Genomic DNA, 19,807 nt, shown 5'->3' on the forward strand with positions numbered 1-19,807 from the left:
GTCTCAGTTCACCATGGACATGAGCGTGTCGAAGAGATCGCGCGCGACGGAGATCATCTGGGCGTTGGCCTCGTACTGGGCCTGGTACTGGGTGAGCAGGGCGGTCTCCTCGTCGAGGTTGACCGCCGTCTGGTTCTCCAGCCGCGTCTTGGCGTAGTCGTAGACGCTCTGGGCCGTGTCCGCGTCGGAGGAGGCCTGGGAGATCTTGGTGGCCGCCGACGAGACGAAGCGGGCGGCGTAGCCGGCGATGGTGGAGCTCTGGGCGGCGAAGTCGCCGGCGGCGGGGAAGTCCTGCGTCGCCGACAGGAGCGACTGCAGGGCCGTGACCGTGGTGGTGTCGCCCGAGGCCAGGCCGATGTCGCCGGCGGCCAGGGCGGAGTCCGCGCTCAGCACGCCGGTCGGCAGGCGGCTGGAGTCGGCGCTGATCGTCGATGAGAGCGCGATGTCTGCGGCGCTGGAGCCGCTCAGCAGGTCGTTGAAGCCGAAGTAGCTGGAGAAGTCGTCGCTGTCCGCGCCCACGCTGGAATCGAGGGCGCCGAGCGAGACGCCGTTGGCGGAATCGTCGGCGCTCAGCACCAGCTTGCCGTCGGCCGAGATCGAGGCGGACAGGCCGTCGACCGCGTCCAGCGCGCTCACCAGGTCGCCCATGGTGGAATAGGCGGATAGGTCGATGTCCTGGGTGGAGACCACGGTCCCGGAGGAATCCAGCACGGCCACGCGCACCGAGCCGGTGGCGCTGAAGGCGTCGGACGCCGCCACCGTCGTGCTGCTGCTCAGGGTGTCGGGCGGCGGATAGGCGGTTCCCTGGTTGGCGACGGTGTTCACCTGGTCGATCAGGCTGGCCGCCAGGGCGTCGAGCTTGGCCTGTTCGTCGGGCAGGATGTCGTCGCGCAGCGAGATCAGCCCGCCGAGTTGGCCGCCGGTCAGCGAGGTCGTGACGTCCTTGCCGTTGAGATAGATGCCGGAGATGGCGCCCGGATAGCTCGTCGAGGCGTCCAGGGTGCTGGAGGCGGTGTAGGACAGGCTGGCCGCCGTGGTCCCGACCAGGAGGTCGCCGCTGGGGGCGTAGACCATCACCCGGTTGTCGGAGTTGGTGTAGTAGGACACCCCCATCAGGTTCGACAGGGTCTCCAGCGCCGTGTCGCGCTGGTCCTCCAGGTCGGTCAGGTCCTGGCCCGTGGCGCCGCCCTGGGCGATCTGGTCGTTCAGGCTGGCGATGGTGGAGAGCTGGCTGTTGATCTGGTCGACGGTGTCGGCGATCGACTTGTTGGCCTCGGTGCGCAGCGACTGGATCTCGTCGGAGGTGTCGCTCAGGCTGGAGACCACCGCGCTCAGGGCCGAGACGGCCGAGGACTTCTCGGCGCTGCTGGTGGGCGAGCTGGCCAGCCCCGAAAGCGCCGTGGCGTAGGCGTCCAGGAGGCTGGAGAGGTCGTCGCCGCCGTCGGTCGTGCCGAGCGCGGCGTCGTACGACTGCATGTACTCGTCGATCACGCTGGTGCGGCCGGCCTCGGCCGCCTTGGCGATCATCGTCTTGGACAGATAGCTGTTGGTGACGCGGCCGACGGTCCCCTCGGTCAGGGCCAGCACGGTGGTGTTGGCCGTCGCCGAATAGGTCTTGCGGCTGATGGAGGTGTCGCTCGCATTGGCGATGTTCGTGTCGGTGATCGAGATCGCGTACTGCGTCTTGATCAGCGCCGCCGAGGCCGAGGAGATGATCGAGTTGAGCGACATGGCCGGTCAGTCCCGCCGGCGCGTGGGCGCGTAGCGGGCGTGCGCCTGCAGGCCCTGGTTCAGCGACAGGATCGCCGCGCGCTCCGCGCGCATGTCCTCGTCCAGCTGCTCGATGCGCTCGGTGAGCCCGCGATGCAGGTCGTTCAGCGCCGACAGGAGCAGGAGCCGCTGGTCGCCGGAGACGGCGGCCAGGCGGTCGGCGATCTCGCGGGCGATGGCGCGCGCCTCTTGCGGCGTGGCGATGAGCGGGACGTCCGACCGCCGTCGGCGGCGCGAGGCCCGTTCGGCGAGGATCTCGATCTTCTCCATGAGATCACCGCACGGCCTGGACCAGGGTGTCGAACATGTTGCCGACCGTGCTGACCACCTGGGAGGCGGCCGAATAGGCCTGCTGGGCGATGATCATCTTGTTGAACTCGGTCGCCGTGTCGGTGGTCGAGCCCTCCAGGGCGCTGGCCGTGAGCGTGCCCGCGCCGGACGAGCCGGCCAGCGACAGGGTCACGCGGCCGGCGGCCTGGTTCTCGTCGTAGATGGTGCCCGAGACCTGGGTCAGGCCGGAGGGGTTGGAGAAGGTGGCGATGGGGATGCGCGCGACCGCCACGCTCAGGCCGTTGTCGAAGCTGGCGGTGACCAGGCCGTCGGCATCGATGCTGAGGCCCGAGAGCGAGCCGTAGCGCGCGCCGTCCTGCTCCACCTGGGTGTTCTCGATCGTCGCCGGCGTCGTGGTGGAGGCCTTCTGGGTCAGGCCGTCGGTGCCGCCCACTTCGCCGAGGTCGAGGGTGAAGGTGTTGTCGGCCGCCCCGGTGGTGAAGCCGCTGATGGTGAGCGACACCGGCGAGGGGTTGGTGGAGGCCAGCACGCCGTCGGTGTCGAAGGTCACGTCCACGGTGGAGGGGCTGATCGTCCCGCTGGTGACGCTGGCGTCGCCGCTGGCGGTGGCGAAGGGATCGTCCAGCGACAGCGTCCAGGTGTTGGCCGCGGTCTTGGTCCAGGTCTGGTTGACCGTGTGGCTGACGCCCAGGGAGTCGATCACCTCCATGCTGGAGGCGAAGGTGTCGCCCACCTCGGCGTCGGCCGGCAGGTTGGCGGACATGGTGACGGTGGAGGTGGCCTTGGCCGCGCCGCTGATGGAATCGACGTTGATCGGCTCCAGGCTGGTGAGCGTGGAGGTGTTGGCCGCGGTGATGTTGCCGTCCGCGTCGGTGGGATAGCCCATCAGGTAGTAGCCCTGGTCGTTGACCAGGTAGCCGTTGGCGTCGGGGGCGAAGCTGCCGTCGCGGGTGTAGGTGAAGGCGGCCGCCTGGTCGGACGTGTCGCCGGCGACCACGAAGAAGCCCGAGCCGGTGATGGCCAGGTTGGTGCTGACGCCCGTGGAGGTGACCGTGCCGTTGGCGGCCATGGCCTGCATGGCCTTGGCCACGACGCCGCTCGAGGAGGAGCTGGAGCCGGAGTAGCCGGCCAGCAGCGTCTGGAAGTTGGTCTCCTTGGTCTTGTAGGCGGTGGTCGAGGAGTTGGCGATGTTCTCGGAGATCGCCGACAGCGCGACGCCCTGGGCGGTGAGGCCGGAGACGGCGGAGGAGAGGGCGGAGGACAGGCTCATCGTCTCGGCTCCCCTCAGGCGGTGGTGGTGCTGGAGGAGTCGTCGCCCGAGGCCAGGAGCGAGACCTGGGTGAGCACGGACGCCAGGTTGTCCGACATCGACGACATCGTGTCGGTCATCGAGGACAGGTAGCTGTTGGTGTTCAGCTGCTGCTCGAGGCTGGCGTAGGAGACGATCTGGCTGGTGAACTCGCTGGGGTCGGTGGGATCCAGCGGGTTCTGGTTCTGAAGCTGCGTCATCAGCAGCCCGAGGAACTCGGTGCTGTCGAAGCTCTGCGTGACGGCCGACGACGTGGAGACCGTGCTGGCGGTCGTGCTCGAGACGGCAGAAGTGTCGGTCATGGGACCCTCGCGGTGATCTCGGGCGGCGCGCTTGGGCGCCGATCACCTCTTCAACGAGGGCTCCTCAGGGCTTGGGGCGGACTTTCTTCTCCGGCCCCCGAAAAAAGTCCGCCCCATCCGGCGGCGACGCTCCGTTTGAACTCGTCGAGGCCCGGCCGCGCAGAAAGGGCGGCCCGCTTCCCCGGCCGGATTGGTCCGCGCCGGGCGACCCCTTGAGAAACCGGAGACAGAAATGCCTGTTATCTCGACCAACCTCGCCGCGAACTCCGCCCTGCGTTACCTGGAGATCAACTCCACCGCGCAGAGCGACTCGCTGGCCAAACTCTCCAGCGGCTCGCGGATCACGAGCGCCAAGGACGACGCGTCTGGCCTGGCCATCGCGACGACCATGTCGTCTGACATCGCGGTCCTGACCCAGGCTTCGACCAACGTTCAGAACGGCACCGCCGTCTTGAACACCGCTGACGGCGCCCTGTCGAACATCAGCGAGATCCTGCAGCGTATGAAGTCGCTGACCGCCCAGGCCCAGTCCGGCACGGCCAGCACTGACGACCTGTCCTACATCGACGCCGAGTATCAGCAGCTTCTGGAGGAAGTCGACGACATCTCGGGTTCGGCCAATTTCAACGGCGTGAAGCTGTTGGACGGCTCCGACTCCTACTCCGCGTCGGCCGGCGTCGCCTTCCTGGTGGGCACCGACAGCACCGACACGCTGTCGATCCACCTGGACGGCGCCGACGCGACGACGCTGGGCATCAGCGGCACGAGCGTGACCTCCGCCTCGGCGGCGGCCACGGCCATGGCCGACCTGGACACGGCGATCTCCACGATCTCGGAAGCCCGGGCCAACGTGGGCGCGCTGCAGTCGCGGTTCACCTATCGCGGCGATGTCATCGACACCTCTCTCGAGAACCTGGAAGCGGCGAAGTCGGCGATTTCGGACGTCGACCTCGCAGCCGAGCAGACCAACTTCGTCAACGCCCAGACGCTGACGAGCGCGGCCATCGCGGCGCTTGGCCAGGCCAACTCGATGAACCAGTCGCTGCTGAAGCTTCTCCAGTAGCGAGCCACCTTCGGGCCGTAGCGATCAGGGCGCTGCGGATCCTCAACTGGGCGGGGAGGGGCGACCTTCCCCGCCGCCCTTTGCGGGTAGAAGACGATGACGACGACCACGAGTTCGACCTCCACCGTCGTGACTTCCGGTTCGACGACCTACATCTCCTCCACGGCTTCCGGGCTGGACACCGACGCCCTGGTCGAGGCGGCGGTGGCGCAGAAGACCCAGCGCGCCGACACCATCGATTCCAAGATCACGGCCAACGAGGCCAAGATCTCCGCCTACGAGTCGCTGCAGAGCATGCTGTCGGACATCAGCAGCGCCCTGTCCGACCTGGCCGCGCCGGCCTACAGCTCGCTGGGCGCCACCAACGCCTTCGACGAGAAGGAAGCCTATCTCACCGCCTCGGACGGCTCGGACGCGACCTCGACGATCGCCGTGAGCGCCGATTCCACGGCGGTGGCCGCGTCCTACACGATCGAGGTCTCGCAACTGGCCAAGGCCATGAAGGTGGCCGCCACGGCGCAGGACAAGACCACGGCGCTGGGCCTGGACGGGACCTTCAGCCTGGGGACGGGCGGCGACTCGGCCGAGATCACCGTCACCGCCGACATGACGCTGGCCGACATCGCCGACGCGATCCAGGCGGTCTCCAGCGACACCGGCGTCAACGCCACCCTGATCCAGGTCTCCTCCGGCAGCTACCAGCTCGTGCTGTCGGCGGCCGACACCAACACCGACATCGAGACCTCGGTGGTCTCGGGCGACGACGTGATGAACGGCATCGGCGTCACCGCCTCGGACGGCTCGTTCGCCAACGTGCTGCAGGCGGCCCAGCCGGCGATCGTCTCGATCGACGGGGTGGAGGTGAGCTCCGACAGCAACCAGCTCGACGACGTGATCGACGGGCTGAGCATCTCGCTGCTGTCGACCACCGACACGGGCGAGTCCGTCACCCTGGACATCGAGCCGAACTACTCGACCGTGAAGACGGCGATCACCGACTTCATCACCGCCTACAACACCCTGCGCGACTTCGTGAACACCCAGCAGACGGTGAACGACGACGGCACGGTGCCGGACGACGCGGTGCTGTTCGCCGACACCCTGTTGCGTTCGCTGACCCAGACCCTGTCGTCGATCCTGACCGGCTCGGCCGATTCCGCCAGCAGCGACGACTACAACGACCTGACGGACCTCGGCATCACCTTCAACTCCAGCAACGAGCTGGAGCTGTCGGACGAGAACAAGCTGGACAGCGCCCTGCTCAGCAACTTCTCGGACCTGGAAAGCTTCTTCGAGACCTCGTTCGAGACCTCCAACAGCAAGCTCAAGCTGTTGAAGAACGACACCACGCGCTCCTACGACTTCACCCTGGACGTGACCGCCAGCTCCGACGGGACCATCACCGGCGTGACCGTGAACGGGGTCTCGGGCCTCTTCACCATCTCCGGCTCGCGGATCGTCGGCGCCGAGGGTTCGATCTACGAGGGCCTGTCGTTCGCGCTCACGGCCACGGCGGACACCTCGATCGACGTGAAGATCTCCCAGGGCTTCGCCAACGAGATCACGACCCTGATGAGCAGCTACTCGGACACTTCGAGCGGCCTGATCCAGACCCAGATCAACAACCTCACCGACCTGGACACCCAGCTCCAGTCGCAGTCCGACCAGATCCGCTCGGACGCCGAGGACTACCGGACCAAGCTGATCCAGAAGTACGCCAACATGGAGACCGAGGTCTCCGCGGCCAAGCTTCTGCAGCAGCAGATCGAAGCCATCCTCAACGCGAGCACCAGCAATGCAAGCTAGCCCCATGCCCTACGCCCGGGCGGCGTCGGCCTACCGCGCCTCGGCCCAGCTCAACACCAATCCGATCGACGTGCTCGTGGCCGTGCACGACGAACTGCACCGCCGGCTGACGGCGGCAAAAATCGCCTATGAGCAAGGGGCGCTGGATCAAATGTGCCGCCACACCGAAGCGGCGCGGCTGATCCTGTTGACGCTGGAGTCGGTTCTCGACTTCGCGGCGGCCGGAGAGGGCGGCCAGACCCTGCGCCGTTTCTATCGGCGGCTGCATCGAGCTATCAATCGTATCCTGACTACGACGAACGTATCAGAATCGGTGCAGTCGGTGATAGATACGTTGCATCCGATGTGCGTTGAGCTCAGGAAAAGAAAAAATCCGGTTACAGAGTAAGGAGACCTGAAAAGTCGGAGTTTTACGCGGAAGAGTCAAAAACAACCTGGTCTGCATCTTGCGAAGTCCTCGGGGATATTCGCGCTTGGTGTTGATGACATGGGTATGGCTGCTGACGACTCCGCCGACGAAGTCCTGTTTCGACTGGCGCAATCCGGCGACGAGGCCGCTTTCGGCCGGCTGATCGACCGGCACATGCGAATGGTCCTGCGTCTGGCGTCCAACGTCGTGGGCGACGCGCACGAGGCCGAGGATGTGGCCCAGGAGACCTTCGTCGCCATCTGGCGGGCGCGGGAGACCTGGGAGCCGGGGGCGGCGCGGTTCACCACCTGGCTCCACCGGGTGGCGGTCAACAAGGCGATCGACCATCGCCGCCGCCGCAAGGCCGAGCCGGTCGCCGAGGAGGTGATCGTGGCGATCGCCGATCGGGAGGCCGCCCGGCCGGCGCCCGGCCAGGAGGCCGCGCTGGAGAGGCAGGACGCCGCCGAACGGCTCAGGGCGCTGGTCGAGCGCCTGCCGGCCAACCAGAAGGCGGCGGTGGAGTTGTTCTACTTCGACGATCTCGGCGTCGGCGAAATCGCCGAGCGGCTGCAGGTCTCAGAGCAATCAGTGCGCTCGCTGCTCAAGAGGGGCCGCGAAGCGATCAGGCAGAAGATCCGGAAGCAGAAGAGCATCTGGCATGGATATCGCGGTGTTGAAGGCTCGCCTCGAGGAACTCGGGGCTGACCTCGCAAAATGGCCGCCGGACGAGGCGGAGGCGGCGCTGGCCCTCATGTCCGCCTCGGACGAGGCCAAGGACCTGTTCGCCCATGCGTCGGCCGACGACGCCGCGCTGCTCGGCGGCGAGGACGCGCGGGCCCGGGCGGCGGCCGAGCGCGTGAAGGCGGCGCTGCGCCGCGGCGGCTGAGGCGCGCATCCGCGGTTGCGCGGTCAGGAAATAACACCTTCAAAGATATGTAATTTAACCAAGAATACTCGCCCCGCGAGCTTCGAAGTCCACGCTACTTCTCAAGGGTGCGACAAGTAGACTTGCTCAATTTGGGTAACGGCGATCTCTGAATTAGGGGTTTGTTGACCAGGATTCGCAATCCTGGCGTCGGGCGTGGTGAAGCGCGCTGACGGGGCGAACAGCCAAGTTTCAATTCTATGTCAGGTGAACGCCGAGGTCTCGGCCCATCGGGGGGGCGGGCGTCGGCGGCGCCCGCGTTCAATCTTGAGCTCCCAAACCTTGAAGGGGACGTTGCGTGGTTAGTTTCTTCAACAAGCGGCGTGGCGACGACGGCGCGGGCGACAAGCAGATGGAGCTCGAGGCCATGGTCGCGGCGATCAATCGCTCGCAGGCCGTCATCGAGTTCAAGCTGGACGGCACGATCCTGTCGGCCAACGACAACTTCCTGCATGCGCTCGGCTATACGGCGCAGGAGGTGATCGGCCGCCACCACAGCATGTTCGTCAAGCCGGACTACGCCGCCAGCGCCGAATACAAGGACTTCTGGCGCAAGCTGAACAACGGCGAATTCGTCGCCGAGAAGTTCCTGCGCATCGGCAAGGGCGGCAAGGAGGTGTGGATCCAGGCCTCCTACAACCCGCTGCTCGACCGCACCGGCAAGCCGTTCAAGGTGGTCAAGTTCGCCACCGACGTGACCGACATCGAGCTGGAGCGCGCCCGCAACGACGCCGAGCGCGAGGCCGTGCGCGAGCGCCAGGAGCACGCGGTCGAAGCCGTGGCCGCCGGCCTCTCCGGTCTGTCGGCGGGCGACCTGACGACCCGCATCAACGGGACGATGCCCGACGAGTACCGGAAGCTGCAGACCGACTTCAACAGCGCCATGGAGCGGCTGCACGAGGTGATGTCCACCATCATCAATTCGGCCGACGGCATCCGTTCGGGCACCGGCGAGATCAGCCAGGCCGCCGACAACCTGTCGCATCGCACCGAACAGCAGGCCGCCAGCCTGGAAGAGACCGCCGCCGCGCTCGAGCAGATCACGGCGACCGTCAAGCGCACCGCCGAGGGCGCCCGCCAGGCCCAGAACGCCGTCACCTCGGCGCGCACCGACGCCGACGCCTCCGGCGCGATCGTGCAGAGCGCCGTCGCCGCCATGGGCGAGATCGAGCAGTCGGCCAGGCAGATCAGCCAGATCATCGGCGTGATCGACGAGATCGCCTTCCAGACCAACCTCCTGGCGCTGAACGCCGGGGTCGAGGCGGCCCGCGCGGGCGAGGCCGGCCGCGGCTTCGCGGTGGTCGCCTCCGAAGTGCGGGCGCTCGCCCAGCGCTCGGCCGAAGCGGCCAAGGAGATCAAGACCCTGATCAACGCCTCCAGCGAGCAGGTCGGATCGGGGGTGGACCTGGTCGGCAAGACCGGCGAGGCCCTGCAGCGCATCGTCGGCCAGGTGGCGCAGATCACCGAACTGGTGACCGAGATCGCCGCCAGCGCCCAGGAGCAGGCGACCGGGCTCCAGCAGGTCAACACCGCCGTCAACCAGATGGACCAGATGACCCAGCAGAACGCGGCGATGGTCGAGGAATCGACCGCCGCCAGCCACGCCCTGGCCCAGGAGGGCCAAGAGCTGGGCCGGCTGATGAGCGAATTCCGCCTGGCCGAGCGTGCGGCCGCGCCGCGCGCGCCCGCGGCCAGGGCGGCCCGGCCGGCGCCGAGGCCGGCGGCGGCCGCGCCGGTCGCCCGTTCCGGCGCGGCGACCGCCCGCAAGCTCGAGCTCGCCTCTGAAACCGAAGGCTGGGAGGAGTTCTAGGATGGCCGCCCCGGAGCACGCGCTTCCCGCGATCGGCTCGGAGCTGGTGACCGTCGCCATCGGCGGTCAGCAGTTCGCCATCGACATCATGGTGGTGCGGGAGATCCGCGGCTGGACGACCTCCACGCCGCTGCCGCACGCGCCGTCCTATGTGCTGGGCATGATCAACCTGCGCGGCGCGGTGCTGCCGGTGGTCGACCTGGGCATGCGGCTGGGCCTGTCGGCCTGCGTGCGGGACAACTCCGCCGTGGTCGTGGTCGCCCAGATCGGCGGGCGCGAGGTCGGCCTGCTGGTGGACGAGGTCTGCGACATCCTGACGGTGTCGGAGAACATGCTGCAGGAGCCGCCCGACGTGGGCGCCGACGGCCTGGACGACTTCGTGCGCGGCGTGATCACCACCGACGAAGGCATCGTCACCCTGTTGACGCTGGACGGGGTGCTGCCCCCGGCGATGCAGGACGCGGCCTAGGGCGAATTCCGATCCGTCCGGACCGGAATTCGCTCGGGACTCTTTGAATTCAGGGCACTTTTCTCGTGCGCGTCAGCGTGGGCGGCTCTAGCTGGCCATGCCGCGATAGATGCTGCAGAGCGTGTCTATGACGCGCACGGCCGCCGGATCGGCCAGGCGGTAATAGATGGTCTGGCCTTCGCGCCGGGTGGTCACTACGCCCTCGGCGCGCAGCTTGGCCAGGTGCTGGGAGGCGGCCGACTGGGCCAGGCCCACGTGGGCGGCCAGGTCGCCCACGGAGCACTCGCCCTCGCCGAGCCGGCACAAGAGGATCAGCCGCTGCTCGTTGGCCATCAGCTTCATCAGCCGCGCCGCCGCATGCGCGCTGGCCTGCAATTCGGCCAGTTCGTCAGCGGTGGGAAGGACGGCGGTGGACGTCATACTCATTTCTCTAATGTAGGAACTTCTAATGCACCGGCAACGTCAGGAGCTGGCGGGGCGGCCGTCGTCGCGCAGGACCACGTAGATCGCCGGGATCACGAGCACGGTCAGCAGCGTGGATGACGCCAGACCGAACAGCAGCGAGATCGCCAGGCCCTGGAAGATCGGGTCGAACAGGATCACCGCCGCCCCGATCATGGCCGCCACGGCGGTGAGCAGGATCGGCTTGAAGCGGATCGCCCCGGCCTCCAGCAGCACGTCGCGCAGCGGCCGGCCTTCGCCCTGGCTGTGGCGTATGAAGTCCACCAGCAGGATCGAGTTTCGCACGATGATGCCGGCGAGCGCGATGAAGCCGATCATCGAGGTGGCCGTGAACGGCGCGCGGAACAGGATGTGGCCCAGGACGATGCCCACCAGGGTCAGCGGGATCGGAGTCAGGATCACCAGCGGCAGGCGGAAGCTTTTGAACTGGGCGACCACCAGCACGTAGATGCCCAGGATCGCCACGCCGAAGGCCGCGCCCATGTCGCGGAAGGTCACCCAGGTGATCTCCCATTCGCCGTCCCACAGCACCGTGGGCTTGGCCTCGTCCTCGGGCTGGCCATGCAGGCGGATGGCCGGCTTGGGCAGGCCCTTGGCCGCCCAGTCCATGTCCTTGATGGCCTTGTCGACGGCGAGCATGCCGTAGATCGGCGCCTCGTACTGGCCCGCGAGCTCGGCGGTGACCATCTCGGCGTCGCGCCCGTCGCGGCGGTAGATCGGATAGGAGCCCGGCTCGCGGGCGGCCTTGACCACCTCGCCCAGCTCCACCAGCCGCGGCGAGCCGCCGACGCTGGTCACCGCCACCGGCGTGGAGGCCAGCCGTTCGGACCAGGTGCGGTCCGACTGAGGCAGGCGCACGGCGATCTCCAGCGGCGTGCGCTCGTCGCCCCGCTGGGAGTAGCCGATGGTGGAGCCGCCCAGCACGGCGCCGATGGAGTCGTACATGTCGCTTTCCGACAGGCCGAAATACTCCAGCTGCTCGCGGTTGGGCGTCAGGCGCAGGCGCGGGCGCGGCACGCCCCAGCTATCGTCCACGTCGACGATGTAGGGCACCTTCTTGAAGAGCGCCTTCACCTGGGTCGCCACGGCGCGGCGGGTGGCCGCGTCGGGGCCGTAGACCTCGGCGAGCAGGGTCGCCAGCACCGGCGGGCCCGGCGGCGCCTCGACCACCTTCAGCGAAGAGCCGGGGGGCAGGGGCAGGACGGCGAGCTTCTTGCGCAGGTCCAGCGCCACGGCGTGGCTGGGACGCTTCCGCTCGCCCTTCGGCGTCAGCATGATCGCCAGGTCGCCCTGTTCGGGGTGGTTGCGCAGGTAGTAGTGGCGCACCAGCCCGTTGAAGTTGAACGGCGAGGCCGTGCCCGCGTAGGACTCCAGCGACACCACCTCGGGCAGGGTCTTGGCGATCTCGGCGGCCGCGGCGAGCGTGCGCTCGGTGGTCTCCAGGCTCGTGCCCTCGGGCAGGTCGGCGACCACCTGCAGCTCGGACTTGTTGTCGAACGGCAGGAGCTTCACCGTCACCGTCTTGGTGGCGAACATGGTGCAGGCGACGAGGGTGGCCACGCCCACGGCCAGCAGGAAGGTCCAGGCGCTCTTCCGGGTGGCGATGACCCGGCCGGCGACGCGGCGGTAGATCCGGCCGAGCACGCCTTCCTTCAGCTCGTGAGTGTGCTCTTCGGCCAGGACGGTGCGGGCGAAGCGCACCATCAGCCATGGCGCGATCACCACGGCCACGAAGAACGAGAACAGCATGGCCGCCGAGGCGTTCACCGGGATCGGCGCCATGTAGGGGCCCATCAGGCCGGAGACGAACAGCATCGGCAGCAGGGCCGCGACCACCGTGAGGGTGGCCACGACCGTGGGGTTGCCCACCTCGGCCACGGCCTCGATCGCCGCCTGCATGCGGCTTCGCCCGTCCCTCATCTCCCAGTGCCGGGCGATGTTCTCGATCATGACGATGGCGTCGTCGACCAGGATGCCGATCGAGAAGATCAGGGCGAACAGGCTGACCCGGTTGATGGTGTAGCCCATCAGCTTGGAGGCGAAGAGGGTGAGCAGGATCGTCGTGGGGATCACCACGGCCGTCACGCCCGCCTCGCGCCAGCCGATGGCGAAGCCGATCAGGATGACGATGGAAATGGTCGCCAGGGCCAGGTGGAAGAGCAGCTCGTTGGCCTTTTCGTTGGCCGTCTCGCCGTAGTCGCGGGTGACCGACACGTTCAGGCTGTCGGGGATCAGCGAGCCCTTCAGGGTCTCGACGCGCTTGAGCACGCCTTCGGAGACCACCACGGCGTTGGCGCCCTGGCGCTTGGCGATGGCCAGGCTCACGGCGGGCGTCCTGGACCAGGCGCCGTCGGCGCGGGCGTAGCGCCACACCTGCGCCTGATCCTGGCGCGGCGCCTGGATGACGGTCGCCACGTCGCGCAGGTAGACCGGCTCGCCGCTGATGGAGGTGGCGGTCAGAAGGCCCACCTGGGCGGCCGACTGCAGCGGATGGCCGGCGGAGACGTCCAGGGCCTGGCCGCCCTCGCGGATCGAGCCGGCGGGGAAGGCGCGGTTGGCGCCGGCCACCGCGTTGATCACCGAGCTCAGCGGCACGCCGCGCAGGGTCAGGCGCGCCGGGTCGGGCTCGACGCGGATCTCGTCGGGCCGGCCGCCGACGATGAAGGTCAGGCCGACGTCGTCGACCTTGGCCACCTCGGTGCGCAGCTTGACGGCGATGTCGTAGAGCGCCTGGTCCGTCCAGTGGGACGCCTGTCCGGGCTTGGGCGACAGGGTCAGCACCAGGGCGGGCACGTCGTTGATGCCGCGGGTGACGACCTGCGGCTCGGGAATGCCGACGGGCAGCTTGTCGATGTTGGCGCGGATCTTCTCGTGCACGCGCACGGCCGCGCTGTCGGGGTTCTCGCCCACCTTGAAGCGGGCCACCACCATGACCTGGTCGTCGTAGACGTAGGTGTAGACGTGGTCGACCGCGTCGATCGACTTGACGATGGTCTCCAGCGGCTTGGCCACCAGCTCGGCGCCGTCCTGGGCGCTGAAGCCCGGCGTGCTGACGGAGATGTCGACCATCGGCACGCTGATCTGCGGCTCCTCCTCGCGCGGGATGGAGACCACGGCGAGCAGGCCGACCAGGATCGCGGCTATCAGGAACAGCGGCGTCAGCGGCGAGGCGATCGTCGCCTGCGCCAGACGGCCGGAGAGGCCGAGTTTCATTTGCGGGTCGCCTCCGCCAGGATGATGTCGCCGTCGTTGAGGCCGGACAGCACCTCGACCTGGTCGGCGCCGGGGGCGGGCGCGAGCTGCACGGCGACCTCGCTGGCGTGGCCGGACTTGTCCAGCACGCGCACGTAGTCGACGCCGAAGCGGGTGGAGACGAAGCGCCTGGGCACGACGATCGCCTTGCGCTCGCCGACCTTGACACGCACCGGCACGCGCTGGCCGACCAGCTCGGCGGCCAGGCCGGGGACGGCGATGTCGGCGGTCACGCGGCCTGAGGTCACGGCCGGATAAAGCTGGATGATCTTGCCGCTCGTGGCGCCGTTCGGCAGGGCGCCGGGGTCGATCGCCACCTCGTCGCCCAGCTTGAGGGCGCGGGCGTGGGCTTCCGGCAGCTCGATGCGCAGCAGCGGCTCGCCGGCGGTGACCGTGGCCACCGACTGGCCGGCGACCACCACCGAGCCTTCCGGCACGTCGGCGTGCAGCACCTTGCCGTCGGTCGGCGCCAGGATCGCGCCCTGGGCGCCGGTCTCGGCGCTGGCGGAGCGCTGGGCGCGGGCGGCGGCGGCGGAGCCTTCGGCCGCGCGGGCGGCCGCCTCCATCTGGTCTAGGCCCGCCTTGGCGTAGAAGCCCTTCTCATAGAGGACCTGGTAGCGCTTCAGGTCGGCCTTGGCGCGGGCGGCCTCGGCCTCGGCCGCGGCGGCCTGGGCCGCGTAGGCGTTGGTCTCGTAGGACACCCGCTGGTCCGCCACGACGGCGATCACCTGGCCCTCGCGCACCTTGTCGCCCTCGCGCACGTTCAGGCGCACGAGGGTGCCGCCGATGCGCGCGCGCGCATCGCTCATCTTGCGGGTGGTCACCTGGGCGGCCACCGGCTTGAGATCGGCGATCGGCGCGGCCGTCACCGTCAGGCGCTCGCCCGTGGTGGCGACCGGCTGGCTCTTGGCGGGCTCGTGGCCGTCGCCGCAGGCGGAAAGCGCCGCGGCCAGGCCCACGGCGGCGCCGATGCGCAGGAAGCGTCTCATGGCGGAATTCGGTCTCGGTCTAACGGGGATCGCGAACCGCGCCGCTGGCGAGGTCCAGGGTGATGGTCGGAAGACCGGCGGCGCGCCAGGCGCCGATTCCGCCGGCCAGGTGCGCGTCGACCTTCAGGCCCGCCGCCCGGCAGCGTTCGGCGGCCATCAGCGAGCGCTTGCCCGAACCGCACTGCATGACGATTCGGCGGTCGCCGCACGGGGGCAGGGCGGCCGGGTCGAAGGTGCTGAGCGGGAAGTTGAGCGCGCCGTGAATGCGTTCGGCGGCGAACTCGGCCGGCTCGCGCACGTCGATCAAGAGAATCTCATGGCTGTCCAGCATGGCTTTGACCTGCGCCGCCGTCAGATCCTCGGTCTTGGAGCGTCCAAACATCTCATCCTCCTCATCGGCCTTGAGAGCGGCCGGGTCTCGTAATATCATAATATGCGCATATATTGATATACGAAGAGCGTTCAAGGCTGTTGTGCGTAGGGCGGGGTCGTCATTCCCACCTTGATCGAGCGCAAGGCGGCATGGGCGGAAACACTTAGGGTAGAGGACATGACAAAACCCACAATCGCCGTACTGGGAGCTGGTCTGGGCGGGACCATCGCGGCCTTCGAGATCAAGGAAGCGGTCGGCTCCAAGGCTGATGTCACCGTGGTCAGCCTCGGCGACACGTTCCATTTCGTGCCGTCGAACCCGTGGGTTGCGGTGCATTGGCGCACCCGCGACGCGATCGAGGTGAAACTGCCCCCCATCATGAAGAAGAAGGGGATCGGCTTCACGGCCGTGGGCGCCAAGAAGGTGCATCCGGCGGAGAACCGCCTGGAGCTCAACGACGGCCAGAGCCTGGCCTACGACTATCTGGTGATCGCCACCGGCCCGGACCTGGCGTTCGACGAGATCGAGGGCCTGGGGCCGCACGGCGGCTTCACCCAGTCGGTCTGCCACGTGGACCACGCCGAGCGCGCGGGCGCGGCCTTCGACGCCTTCGTGCAGAACCCCGGCCCGATCGTGGTCGGCGCGGTGCAGGGCGCCTCGTGCTTCGGCCCGGCCTACGAGTTCGCCATGATCCTCGACACCGAGCTTCGCCGGCGCAAGATCCGCGACAAGGTGCCGATGACCTTCGTCACCTCGGAGCCCTACGTCGGCCACCTGGGCCTGGACGGGGTGGGCGACACCAAGGGCCTGCTCGAAAGCGAGATGCGCGACCGGCACATCAAGTGGATCACCAACGCCAAGGTGTCCAAGGTGGCGTCCGGCGTGATGCACGTGGAGGAGGTCGCCGAGGACGGCTCGACCAAGGCCAACCACGAACTGCCCTTCGCCTATTCCATGATGCTGCCGCCCTTCCGCGGCGTGGAGGCGGTGCGCGGGATCGAGGGGCTGGTCAATCCGCGCGGCTTCGTCATCGTCGACAAGAACCAGCGCAACCCGGCCTTCCCGAACGTCTTCGGCCTGGGCGTGTGCGTGGCCATCGCGCCGACGGGCAAGACCCCGGTGCCGGTGGGCGTGCCCAAGACCGGCTTCATGATCGAGAGCATGGTCACCGCCATCGCCCACAACGTGGCGGACCTGATCAACGGCAAGCCCGCGACCAAGGAAGCCACCTGGAACGCGATCTGCCTGGCCGACTTCGGCGACGGCGGCGTGGCCTTCATCGCCCAGCCGCAGATTCCGCCGCGCAACGTCAACTGGTCGTCCGACGGCAAGTGGGTGCACCTGGCCAAGGTGGGCTTTGAAAAGTACTTCATCGGCAAGGTGAAGCGCGGCCAAAGCGAACCGTTCTACGAGAAGCTGGCGCTCGATCTGATGGGCGCGCACAAGCTGAAGGCGTAGGGGGCGGCCATGAGACAGTTCGTCTGCCCCGACTGCGGGGCCGTGAACCGCACGCCCGAGGACCGCGACGCGCACGCCGCTAAGTGCGGCCGCTGCGGCGCCAGGCTCTTCGAGGGAAAGCCGGTGGAGGTCACCTCCGCGCAACTGGCGGCGCATCGCCGCTCGACCAGCGGCGCGGCCCTGCTGCTGGACGTGTGGGCGCCCTGGTGCGGTCCGTGCCGGGCCATGGCGCCGCAGTTCGCCGCCGCGGCCGCCAAGCTGGAGCCCGAGGTGCGCCTCCTGAAGCTCAACAGCGACGAGGAGCCGCAGGCGGCCTCGGAGCTGGGCGTGTCGGGCATTCCCGCCCTCATCCTCTTCCGCGACGGGCGCGTGATCGCCCGCCAGGCCGGCGCGATGAGCGCCAGCCAGATCGTCGCCTGGACGCAACAGGCGCTGGCTCAGGCCGCGGCCTGAGCCCTGCATGGAGCAAACATCATGACCCTCGATAGAGCCGTGTTCATCTTCGCCGGCCTGGTCATCCTGGCCAGCGTGGCGCTGGCCCACTACGTCAGCCCCTGGTGGCTTCTCCTGGCGGTGTTCGCCGGGCTGAACATGATCCAGGCGGCCTTTACGGGCTTCTGTCCCGCTGCGATCGTGTTCAAGAAGCTGGGCGTCAAGCCGGGCGCGGCCTTCCGCTAGCTCCCGACTCGATGGCGGAGCTTTCCTGATCACGATCAAGGCGAGGGCTCGCGGGTAGGCGATGCTGCGCCGACACCTGCCTGGGAGCCCGACTGATGGCCTTGAAAGATGTCCTGCTGCACCTCGACAGCTACCCTGAGGCGACGCCGGACGCGATGATCGATTCTGCGGTGGGGCTGGCGGCGGCGCTGGGCGCGCAACTGACGGCCCTGGCCGTGCAGGTGCAGTTCCCGGTGAAGAGCAACCGGGTGGCCGACTACCTGATCGGCCTCAGCGCCCTGGCCCAGGACGAGGCCGCGCGCAGCCGGGCCAACGCCGAGGCGGCGCTGGCGCACTTCACCGCCGCAGCCAAGGCGGCCGGCGTCTTCCAGGAGGCGCGGCTGGACTCGGCGCTGATCTACGACGTGGCCGACCGCGTGGCCGAGCGGGCGCGCACGCGCGACCTGTGCATCGTGCCCCTGGCCGAGCGGTTCGACGGCCAGCAGGAGGTGGCGCAGAGCGTGGTGTTCGGCTCCGGCCGGCCGGTGCTGGCGATGGGCCCGCAGGCCGCGCCGCCGGCGGGAGAGACCGGGCTGGGCCTGGCCGTCCTGGCCTGGGACGGCAGCCGTTCGGCCGCGCGGGCCATGGCCGACGCCCTGCCGATCCTGAAGAAGGCCCGGCAGGTCCACGTGCTGACCGTCGTCAACGACAAGCCCGCCGCCGTCGCCGGCCTGGGGGAGGAGGCGGTGCGCCACCTGACCCAGCATGGGGTGGCCGCCCTGGCGCGGGAGATCGACGCCGACGGCCTGGCGATCGGCGAGACCCTGGCCGGCTATCTGAAGGCCGAGGGCGCGGACCTGCTGGTCATGGGCGCCTATGGCCATTCGCGCCTGCGCGAGTTCGTCCTTGGCGGGGCGACCGAGCACATGCTGCACGAGCCGCCGACTCCTGTCCTGATGGCGCACTGACGGGAACGAACGGGCCCGAAAGTCATATTTCCTCAAGAAGATGCGTGTGATTGATCGCTTGATGAAAGAGCGTGCCGCAACGTCCGCGCTCGGCGGCTGGGCGCTCGCCGCCGCCCTGGCGCTCTGCGCCGTGGGCCATGCCGCCCAGGCCCAGGCCCAGGCGACGGCCTTCACGCCGCAGGAGCGCGCCGCGATCCTGCCGGCGCTGGACGACTGCGCCCGCGGCGGGGCCGCGCGGCTCGGCCAGTTGGACGACGATGCCCTGCAGGCGGCGCTGATCGAGCAGGCGCGCACGGACCTCGGCCAGCGGATCCGCCCCTCGCAGGTCGATTCCTTCTGGGCCATCGAGCCGCCGAAGCGCGACGTGGAGGCCGAGTTCGCCCAGGCCCGCGCGCAGGGCCGGCTGCAGGCCTGGATCCAGGGGCTGGAGCCGACCTTCCCGCGATATCGCGCGCTGCAGGCCGGCTGCCGGCGCTACGCCGCGCTGGTCGCCTCCGGCGGCTGGGAGCCGCTGGCGGACGGTCCGGCCCTACGGGCGGGCGACCACGACCCCGCCGTCGCCGCCCTGCGCCTGCGCCTGGCCCGCGAAGGCTACGCCCCGGCCACGGCGCAGGACCCGGAGCTGTTCGACGACGCCCTGGCCGAGGCGCTGGGCCGCTTCCAGGAGCGCCATGGCCTGGAGGCCGACGCCGTGCTGGGGCCCAAGACGCGGGCCGCGCTCAACGTGACGGCCCAGGCGCGGCTCTCCCAGATCGAGATGAACCTGGAGCGCTGGCGCTGGCTGCCGCGCACCCTGCCGGCCGAGCGCATCGAGGTGGACATCGGCGGCGCCGAGGCCACCTACTTCGTTCAGGACAAGCCGGCCCTGGCCATGCGCGCGGTGGTGGGCGATCCGAAACACCACACGCCGATGTTCATCTCTCGGGTGGAATCGGTGCTGTTCAATCCGCCCTGGAACGTGCCGACCTCCATCGTCCAGAAGGAGATCCTGCCCAAGGCGGCGCGCAATCCCGGCTACCTGGCGAAGAACAACTTCACCTACATCGACGGCCGCCTGGTGCAGAGGCCCGGGCCGAAGAACTCGCTGGGCGTGGTGAAGTTCGACCTGCCGAGCCCGTTCGGCGTCTATCTGCACGACACCCCCGCCAAGTCGGCGTTCGACCGGACCGACCGGGCGCTGAGCCACGGCTGCATGCGCCTGCAGAAGCCGCGCGAACTGGCCGCGCTGCTGCTGGGCCGCCAGGGGCAGGGCGCCGACACCGTCGAACAGGCCATCGCCGCGGGCGTCACCTCGCGCACCATGCTGACCACGGCGGTGCCGCTCTATGTGGTCTACTGGACCGCCGTGGCCGACGACGCGGGCGAGGTCAGCTTCCGCCCCGACGTCTACGGCTGGGACGACAAGCTGGCCGCGGCCCTGGCCGAGGCCCAGGCCAAGCGCGCGGCATTGTCGCAGGCCGCGACGGGTTGCGGCGGCGGCGAGGGATAGCCAAA

Annotated in this window: 20 protein-coding genes; 12 read left to right on the forward strand and 8 right to left on the reverse strand. The window is 68.8% G+C overall.

Annotation, left to right across the window (positions count from 1 at the left end; translation table 11 throughout):
• Window positions 1–3 precede the first annotated feature (3 nt).
• From flgK to ACE3TA_RS00945, 4 genes are read right to left on the reverse strand one after another with little or no spacing between them, the layout of a single operon-like run.
• Entirely contained in the window at window positions 4–1,731 is a 1,728-nt protein-coding gene (gene flgK / locus ACE3TA_RS00930) for a flagellar hook-associated protein FlgK (RefSeq protein WP_374569810.1), read from the reverse strand.
• Window positions 1,732–1,737: 6 nt separating this feature from the next.
• On the reverse strand, window positions 1,738–2,040 hold the full coding sequence (locus ACE3TA_RS00935) for a hypothetical protein (protein WP_374569811.1): 303 nt from the start codon (window positions 2,038–2,040) through the stop codon (window positions 1,738–1,740).
• A 4-nt stretch (window positions 2,041–2,044) separates the two neighbouring features.
• Complete coding sequence (gene flgE, locus ACE3TA_RS00940; protein WP_374569812.1) at window positions 2,045–3,331, reverse strand: flagellar hook protein FlgE; 1,287 nt, start codon at window positions 3,329–3,331, stop codon at window positions 2,045–2,047.
• Between the two features lie 14 nt (window positions 3,332–3,345).
• A complete protein-coding gene (locus ACE3TA_RS00945) occupies window positions 3,346–3,672 on the reverse strand; it encodes a flagellar hook capping FlgD N-terminal domain-containing protein (protein WP_374569813.1) in 327 nt (108 codons plus the stop codon).
• Window positions 3,673–3,904: 232 nt separating this feature from the next.
• Between ACE3TA_RS00945 and ACE3TA_RS00950 the strand changes: the two genes are divergently transcribed.
• The 7 genes from ACE3TA_RS00950 (at window position 3,905) to ACE3TA_RS00980 (ending at window position 10,154) form a co-directional block, all read left to right on the forward strand.
• Window positions 3,905–4,735, forward strand: coding sequence for a flagellin (locus ACE3TA_RS00950; protein WP_374569814.1), 831 nt, complete (start codon window positions 3,905–3,907; stop codon window positions 4,733–4,735).
• 96 nt (window positions 4,736–4,831) lie between these two features.
• Window positions 4,832–6,541, forward strand: coding sequence for a flagellar filament capping protein FliD (fliD, locus tag ACE3TA_RS00955; protein ID WP_374569815.1), 1,710 nt, complete (start codon window positions 4,832–4,834; stop codon window positions 6,539–6,541).
• Between the two features lie 4 nt (window positions 6,542–6,545).
• Window positions 6,546–6,929 carry a flagellar protein FliS gene (locus tag ACE3TA_RS00960; RefSeq protein WP_374569816.1) on the forward strand — a complete coding sequence of 128 codons (384 nt, stop codon included), beginning with the start codon at window positions 6,546–6,548 and terminating at the stop codon, window positions 6,927–6,929.
• Window positions 6,930–7,034: 105 nt separating this feature from the next.
• A complete protein-coding gene (locus tag ACE3TA_RS00965; protein ID WP_374569817.1) occupies window positions 7,035–7,655 on the forward strand; it encodes an RNA polymerase sigma factor in 621 nt (206 codons plus the stop codon).
• Window positions 7,609–7,836, forward strand: coding sequence for a hypothetical protein (locus ACE3TA_RS00970; RefSeq protein WP_374569818.1), 228 nt, complete (start codon window positions 7,609–7,611; stop codon window positions 7,834–7,836). Before ACE3TA_RS00965 ends, ACE3TA_RS00970 begins: the two co-directional genes overlap by 47 nt.
• A gap of 337 nt (window positions 7,837–8,173) precedes the next feature.
• Window positions 8,174–9,685, forward strand: a complete 1,512-nt coding sequence (locus ACE3TA_RS00975; RefSeq protein WP_374569819.1) for a methyl-accepting chemotaxis protein — start codon at window positions 8,174–8,176, stop codon at window positions 9,683–9,685.
• A 1-nt stretch (window position 9,686) separates the two neighbouring features.
• The gene (locus tag ACE3TA_RS00980) at window positions 9,687–10,154 is read left to right on the forward strand and encodes a chemotaxis protein CheW (RefSeq protein ID WP_374569820.1); all 468 of its coding nucleotides are present in this window, start codon (window positions 9,687–9,689) and stop codon (window positions 10,152–10,154) included.
• Window positions 10,155–10,241: 87 nt separating this feature from the next.
• On the opposite strand, the gene ACE3TA_RS00985 is transcribed toward ACE3TA_RS00980, so the two are convergent.
• From ACE3TA_RS00985 to ACE3TA_RS01000, 4 genes are read right to left on the reverse strand one after another with little or no spacing between them, the layout of a single operon-like run.
• Window positions 10,242–10,574, reverse strand: a complete 333-nt coding sequence (locus ACE3TA_RS00985) for an ArsR/SmtB family transcription factor (RefSeq protein ID WP_374569821.1) — start codon at window positions 10,572–10,574, stop codon at window positions 10,242–10,244.
• 42 nt (window positions 10,575–10,616) lie between these two features.
• Complete coding sequence (locus ACE3TA_RS00990; RefSeq protein ID WP_374569822.1) at window positions 10,617–13,829, reverse strand: efflux RND transporter permease subunit; 3,213 nt, start codon at window positions 13,827–13,829, stop codon at window positions 10,617–10,619.
• Window positions 13,826–14,857 (reverse strand): efflux RND transporter periplasmic adaptor subunit, encoded by a 1,032-nt coding sequence (locus ACE3TA_RS00995; protein WP_374569823.1) that lies wholly within the window; start codon window positions 14,855–14,857, stop codon window positions 13,826–13,828. The genes ACE3TA_RS00990 and ACE3TA_RS00995 overlap by 4 nt, the downstream gene beginning before the upstream one ends.
• A gap of 19 nt (window positions 14,858–14,876) precedes the next feature.
• Complete coding sequence (locus tag ACE3TA_RS01000; protein WP_374569824.1) at window positions 14,877–15,239, reverse strand: rhodanese-like domain-containing protein; 363 nt, start codon at window positions 15,237–15,239, stop codon at window positions 14,877–14,879.
• Window positions 15,240–15,407: 168 nt separating this feature from the next.
• Between ACE3TA_RS01000 and ACE3TA_RS01005 the strand changes: the two genes are divergently transcribed.
• The 5 genes from ACE3TA_RS01005 to ACE3TA_RS01025 all read left to right on the forward strand — a co-directional run bounded on the left by ACE3TA_RS01005 (window position 15,408) and on the right by ACE3TA_RS01025 (window position 19,802).
• The gene (locus ACE3TA_RS01005) at window positions 15,408–16,688 is read left to right on the forward strand and encodes an NAD(P)/FAD-dependent oxidoreductase (protein WP_374569825.1); all 1,281 of its coding nucleotides are present in this window, start codon (window positions 15,408–15,410) and stop codon (window positions 16,686–16,688) included.
• Window positions 16,689–16,697: 9 nt separating this feature from the next.
• Complete coding sequence (gene trxC, locus ACE3TA_RS01010; RefSeq protein ID WP_374569826.1) at window positions 16,698–17,141, forward strand: thioredoxin TrxC; 444 nt, start codon at window positions 16,698–16,700, stop codon at window positions 17,139–17,141.
• Window positions 17,142–17,162: 21 nt separating this feature from the next.
• Entirely contained in the window at window positions 17,163–17,366 is a 204-nt protein-coding gene (locus tag ACE3TA_RS01015) for a DUF2892 domain-containing protein (protein ID WP_374569828.1), read from the forward strand.
• Window positions 17,367–17,461: 95 nt separating this feature from the next.
• Window positions 17,462–18,313: a universal stress protein gene (locus tag ACE3TA_RS01020; RefSeq protein ID WP_374569830.1), complete on the forward strand. Its 852-nt coding sequence runs from the start codon at window positions 17,462–17,464 to the stop codon at window positions 18,311–18,313.
• A 61-nt stretch (window positions 18,314–18,374) separates the two neighbouring features.
• Entirely contained in the window at window positions 18,375–19,802 is a 1,428-nt protein-coding gene (locus tag ACE3TA_RS01025; protein ID WP_374569831.1) for a murein L,D-transpeptidase, read from the forward strand.
• The last annotated feature ends 5 nt before the right edge of the window (window positions 19,803–19,807 follow it).

The sequence above is a fragment of the Phenylobacterium sp. genome (assembly GCF_041916435.1).
Taxonomy (GTDB): Bacteria; Pseudomonadota; Alphaproteobacteria; order Caulobacterales; family Caulobacteraceae; genus Phenylobacterium.

Coding starts and splice junctions, on each gene's coding strand:
- flgK (WP_374569810.1), bottom strand. CDS start 1,731: ATGTCGCTCAACTCGATCATCTCCTCGGCCTCGGCGGCGCTGATCAAG.
- flgE (WP_374569812.1), bottom strand. CDS start 3,331: ATGAGCCTGTCCTCCGCCCTCTCCTCCGCCGTCTCCGGCCTCACCGCC.
- ACE3TA_RS00945 (WP_374569813.1), bottom strand. CDS start 3,672: ATGACCGACACTTCTGCCGTCTCGAGCACGACCGCCAGCACGGTCTCC.
- trxC (WP_374569826.1), top strand. CDS start 16,698: ATGAGACAGTTCGTCTGCCCCGACTGCGGGGCCGTGAACCGCACGCCC.
- fliD (WP_374569815.1), top strand. CDS start 4,832: ATGACGACGACCACGAGTTCGACCTCCACCGTCGTGACTTCCGGTTCG.
- ACE3TA_RS00980 (WP_374569820.1), top strand. CDS start 9,687: ATGGCCGCCCCGGAGCACGCGCTTCCCGCGATCGGCTCGGAGCTGGTG.
- ACE3TA_RS01000 (WP_374569824.1), bottom strand. CDS start 15,239: ATGTTTGGACGCTCCAAGACCGAGGATCTGACGGCGGCGCAGGTCAAA.
- ACE3TA_RS00935 (WP_374569811.1), bottom strand. CDS start 2,040: ATGGAGAAGATCGAGATCCTCGCCGAACGGGCCTCGCGCCGCCGACGG.
- ACE3TA_RS01015 (WP_374569828.1), top strand. CDS start 17,163: ATGACCCTCGATAGAGCCGTGTTCATCTTCGCCGGCCTGGTCATCCTG.
- ACE3TA_RS00990 (WP_374569822.1), bottom strand. CDS start 13,829: ATGAAACTCGGCCTCTCCGGCCGTCTGGCGCAGGCGACGATCGCCTCG.
- ACE3TA_RS01020 (WP_374569830.1), top strand. CDS start 17,462: ATGGCCTTGAAAGATGTCCTGCTGCACCTCGACAGCTACCCTGAGGCG.
- ACE3TA_RS00960 (WP_374569816.1), top strand. CDS start 6,546: ATGCCCTACGCCCGGGCGGCGTCGGCCTACCGCGCCTCGGCCCAGCTC.
- ACE3TA_RS01025 (WP_374569831.1), top strand. CDS start 18,375: ATGAAAGAGCGTGCCGCAACGTCCGCGCTCGGCGGCTGGGCGCTCGCC.
- ACE3TA_RS00995 (WP_374569823.1), bottom strand. CDS start 14,857: ATGAGACGCTTCCTGCGCATCGGCGCCGCCGTGGGCCTGGCCGCGGCG.
- ACE3TA_RS00950 (WP_374569814.1), top strand. CDS start 3,905: ATGCCTGTTATCTCGACCAACCTCGCCGCGAACTCCGCCCTGCGTTAC.
- ACE3TA_RS01005 (WP_374569825.1), top strand. CDS start 15,408: ATGACAAAACCCACAATCGCCGTACTGGGAGCTGGTCTGGGCGGGACC.
- ACE3TA_RS00965 (WP_374569817.1), top strand. CDS start 7,035: ATGGCTGCTGACGACTCCGCCGACGAAGTCCTGTTTCGACTGGCGCAA.
- ACE3TA_RS00985 (WP_374569821.1), bottom strand. CDS start 10,574: ATGACGTCCACCGCCGTCCTTCCCACCGCTGACGAACTGGCCGAATTG.
- ACE3TA_RS00970 (WP_374569818.1), top strand. CDS start 7,609: ATGGATATCGCGGTGTTGAAGGCTCGCCTCGAGGAACTCGGGGCTGAC.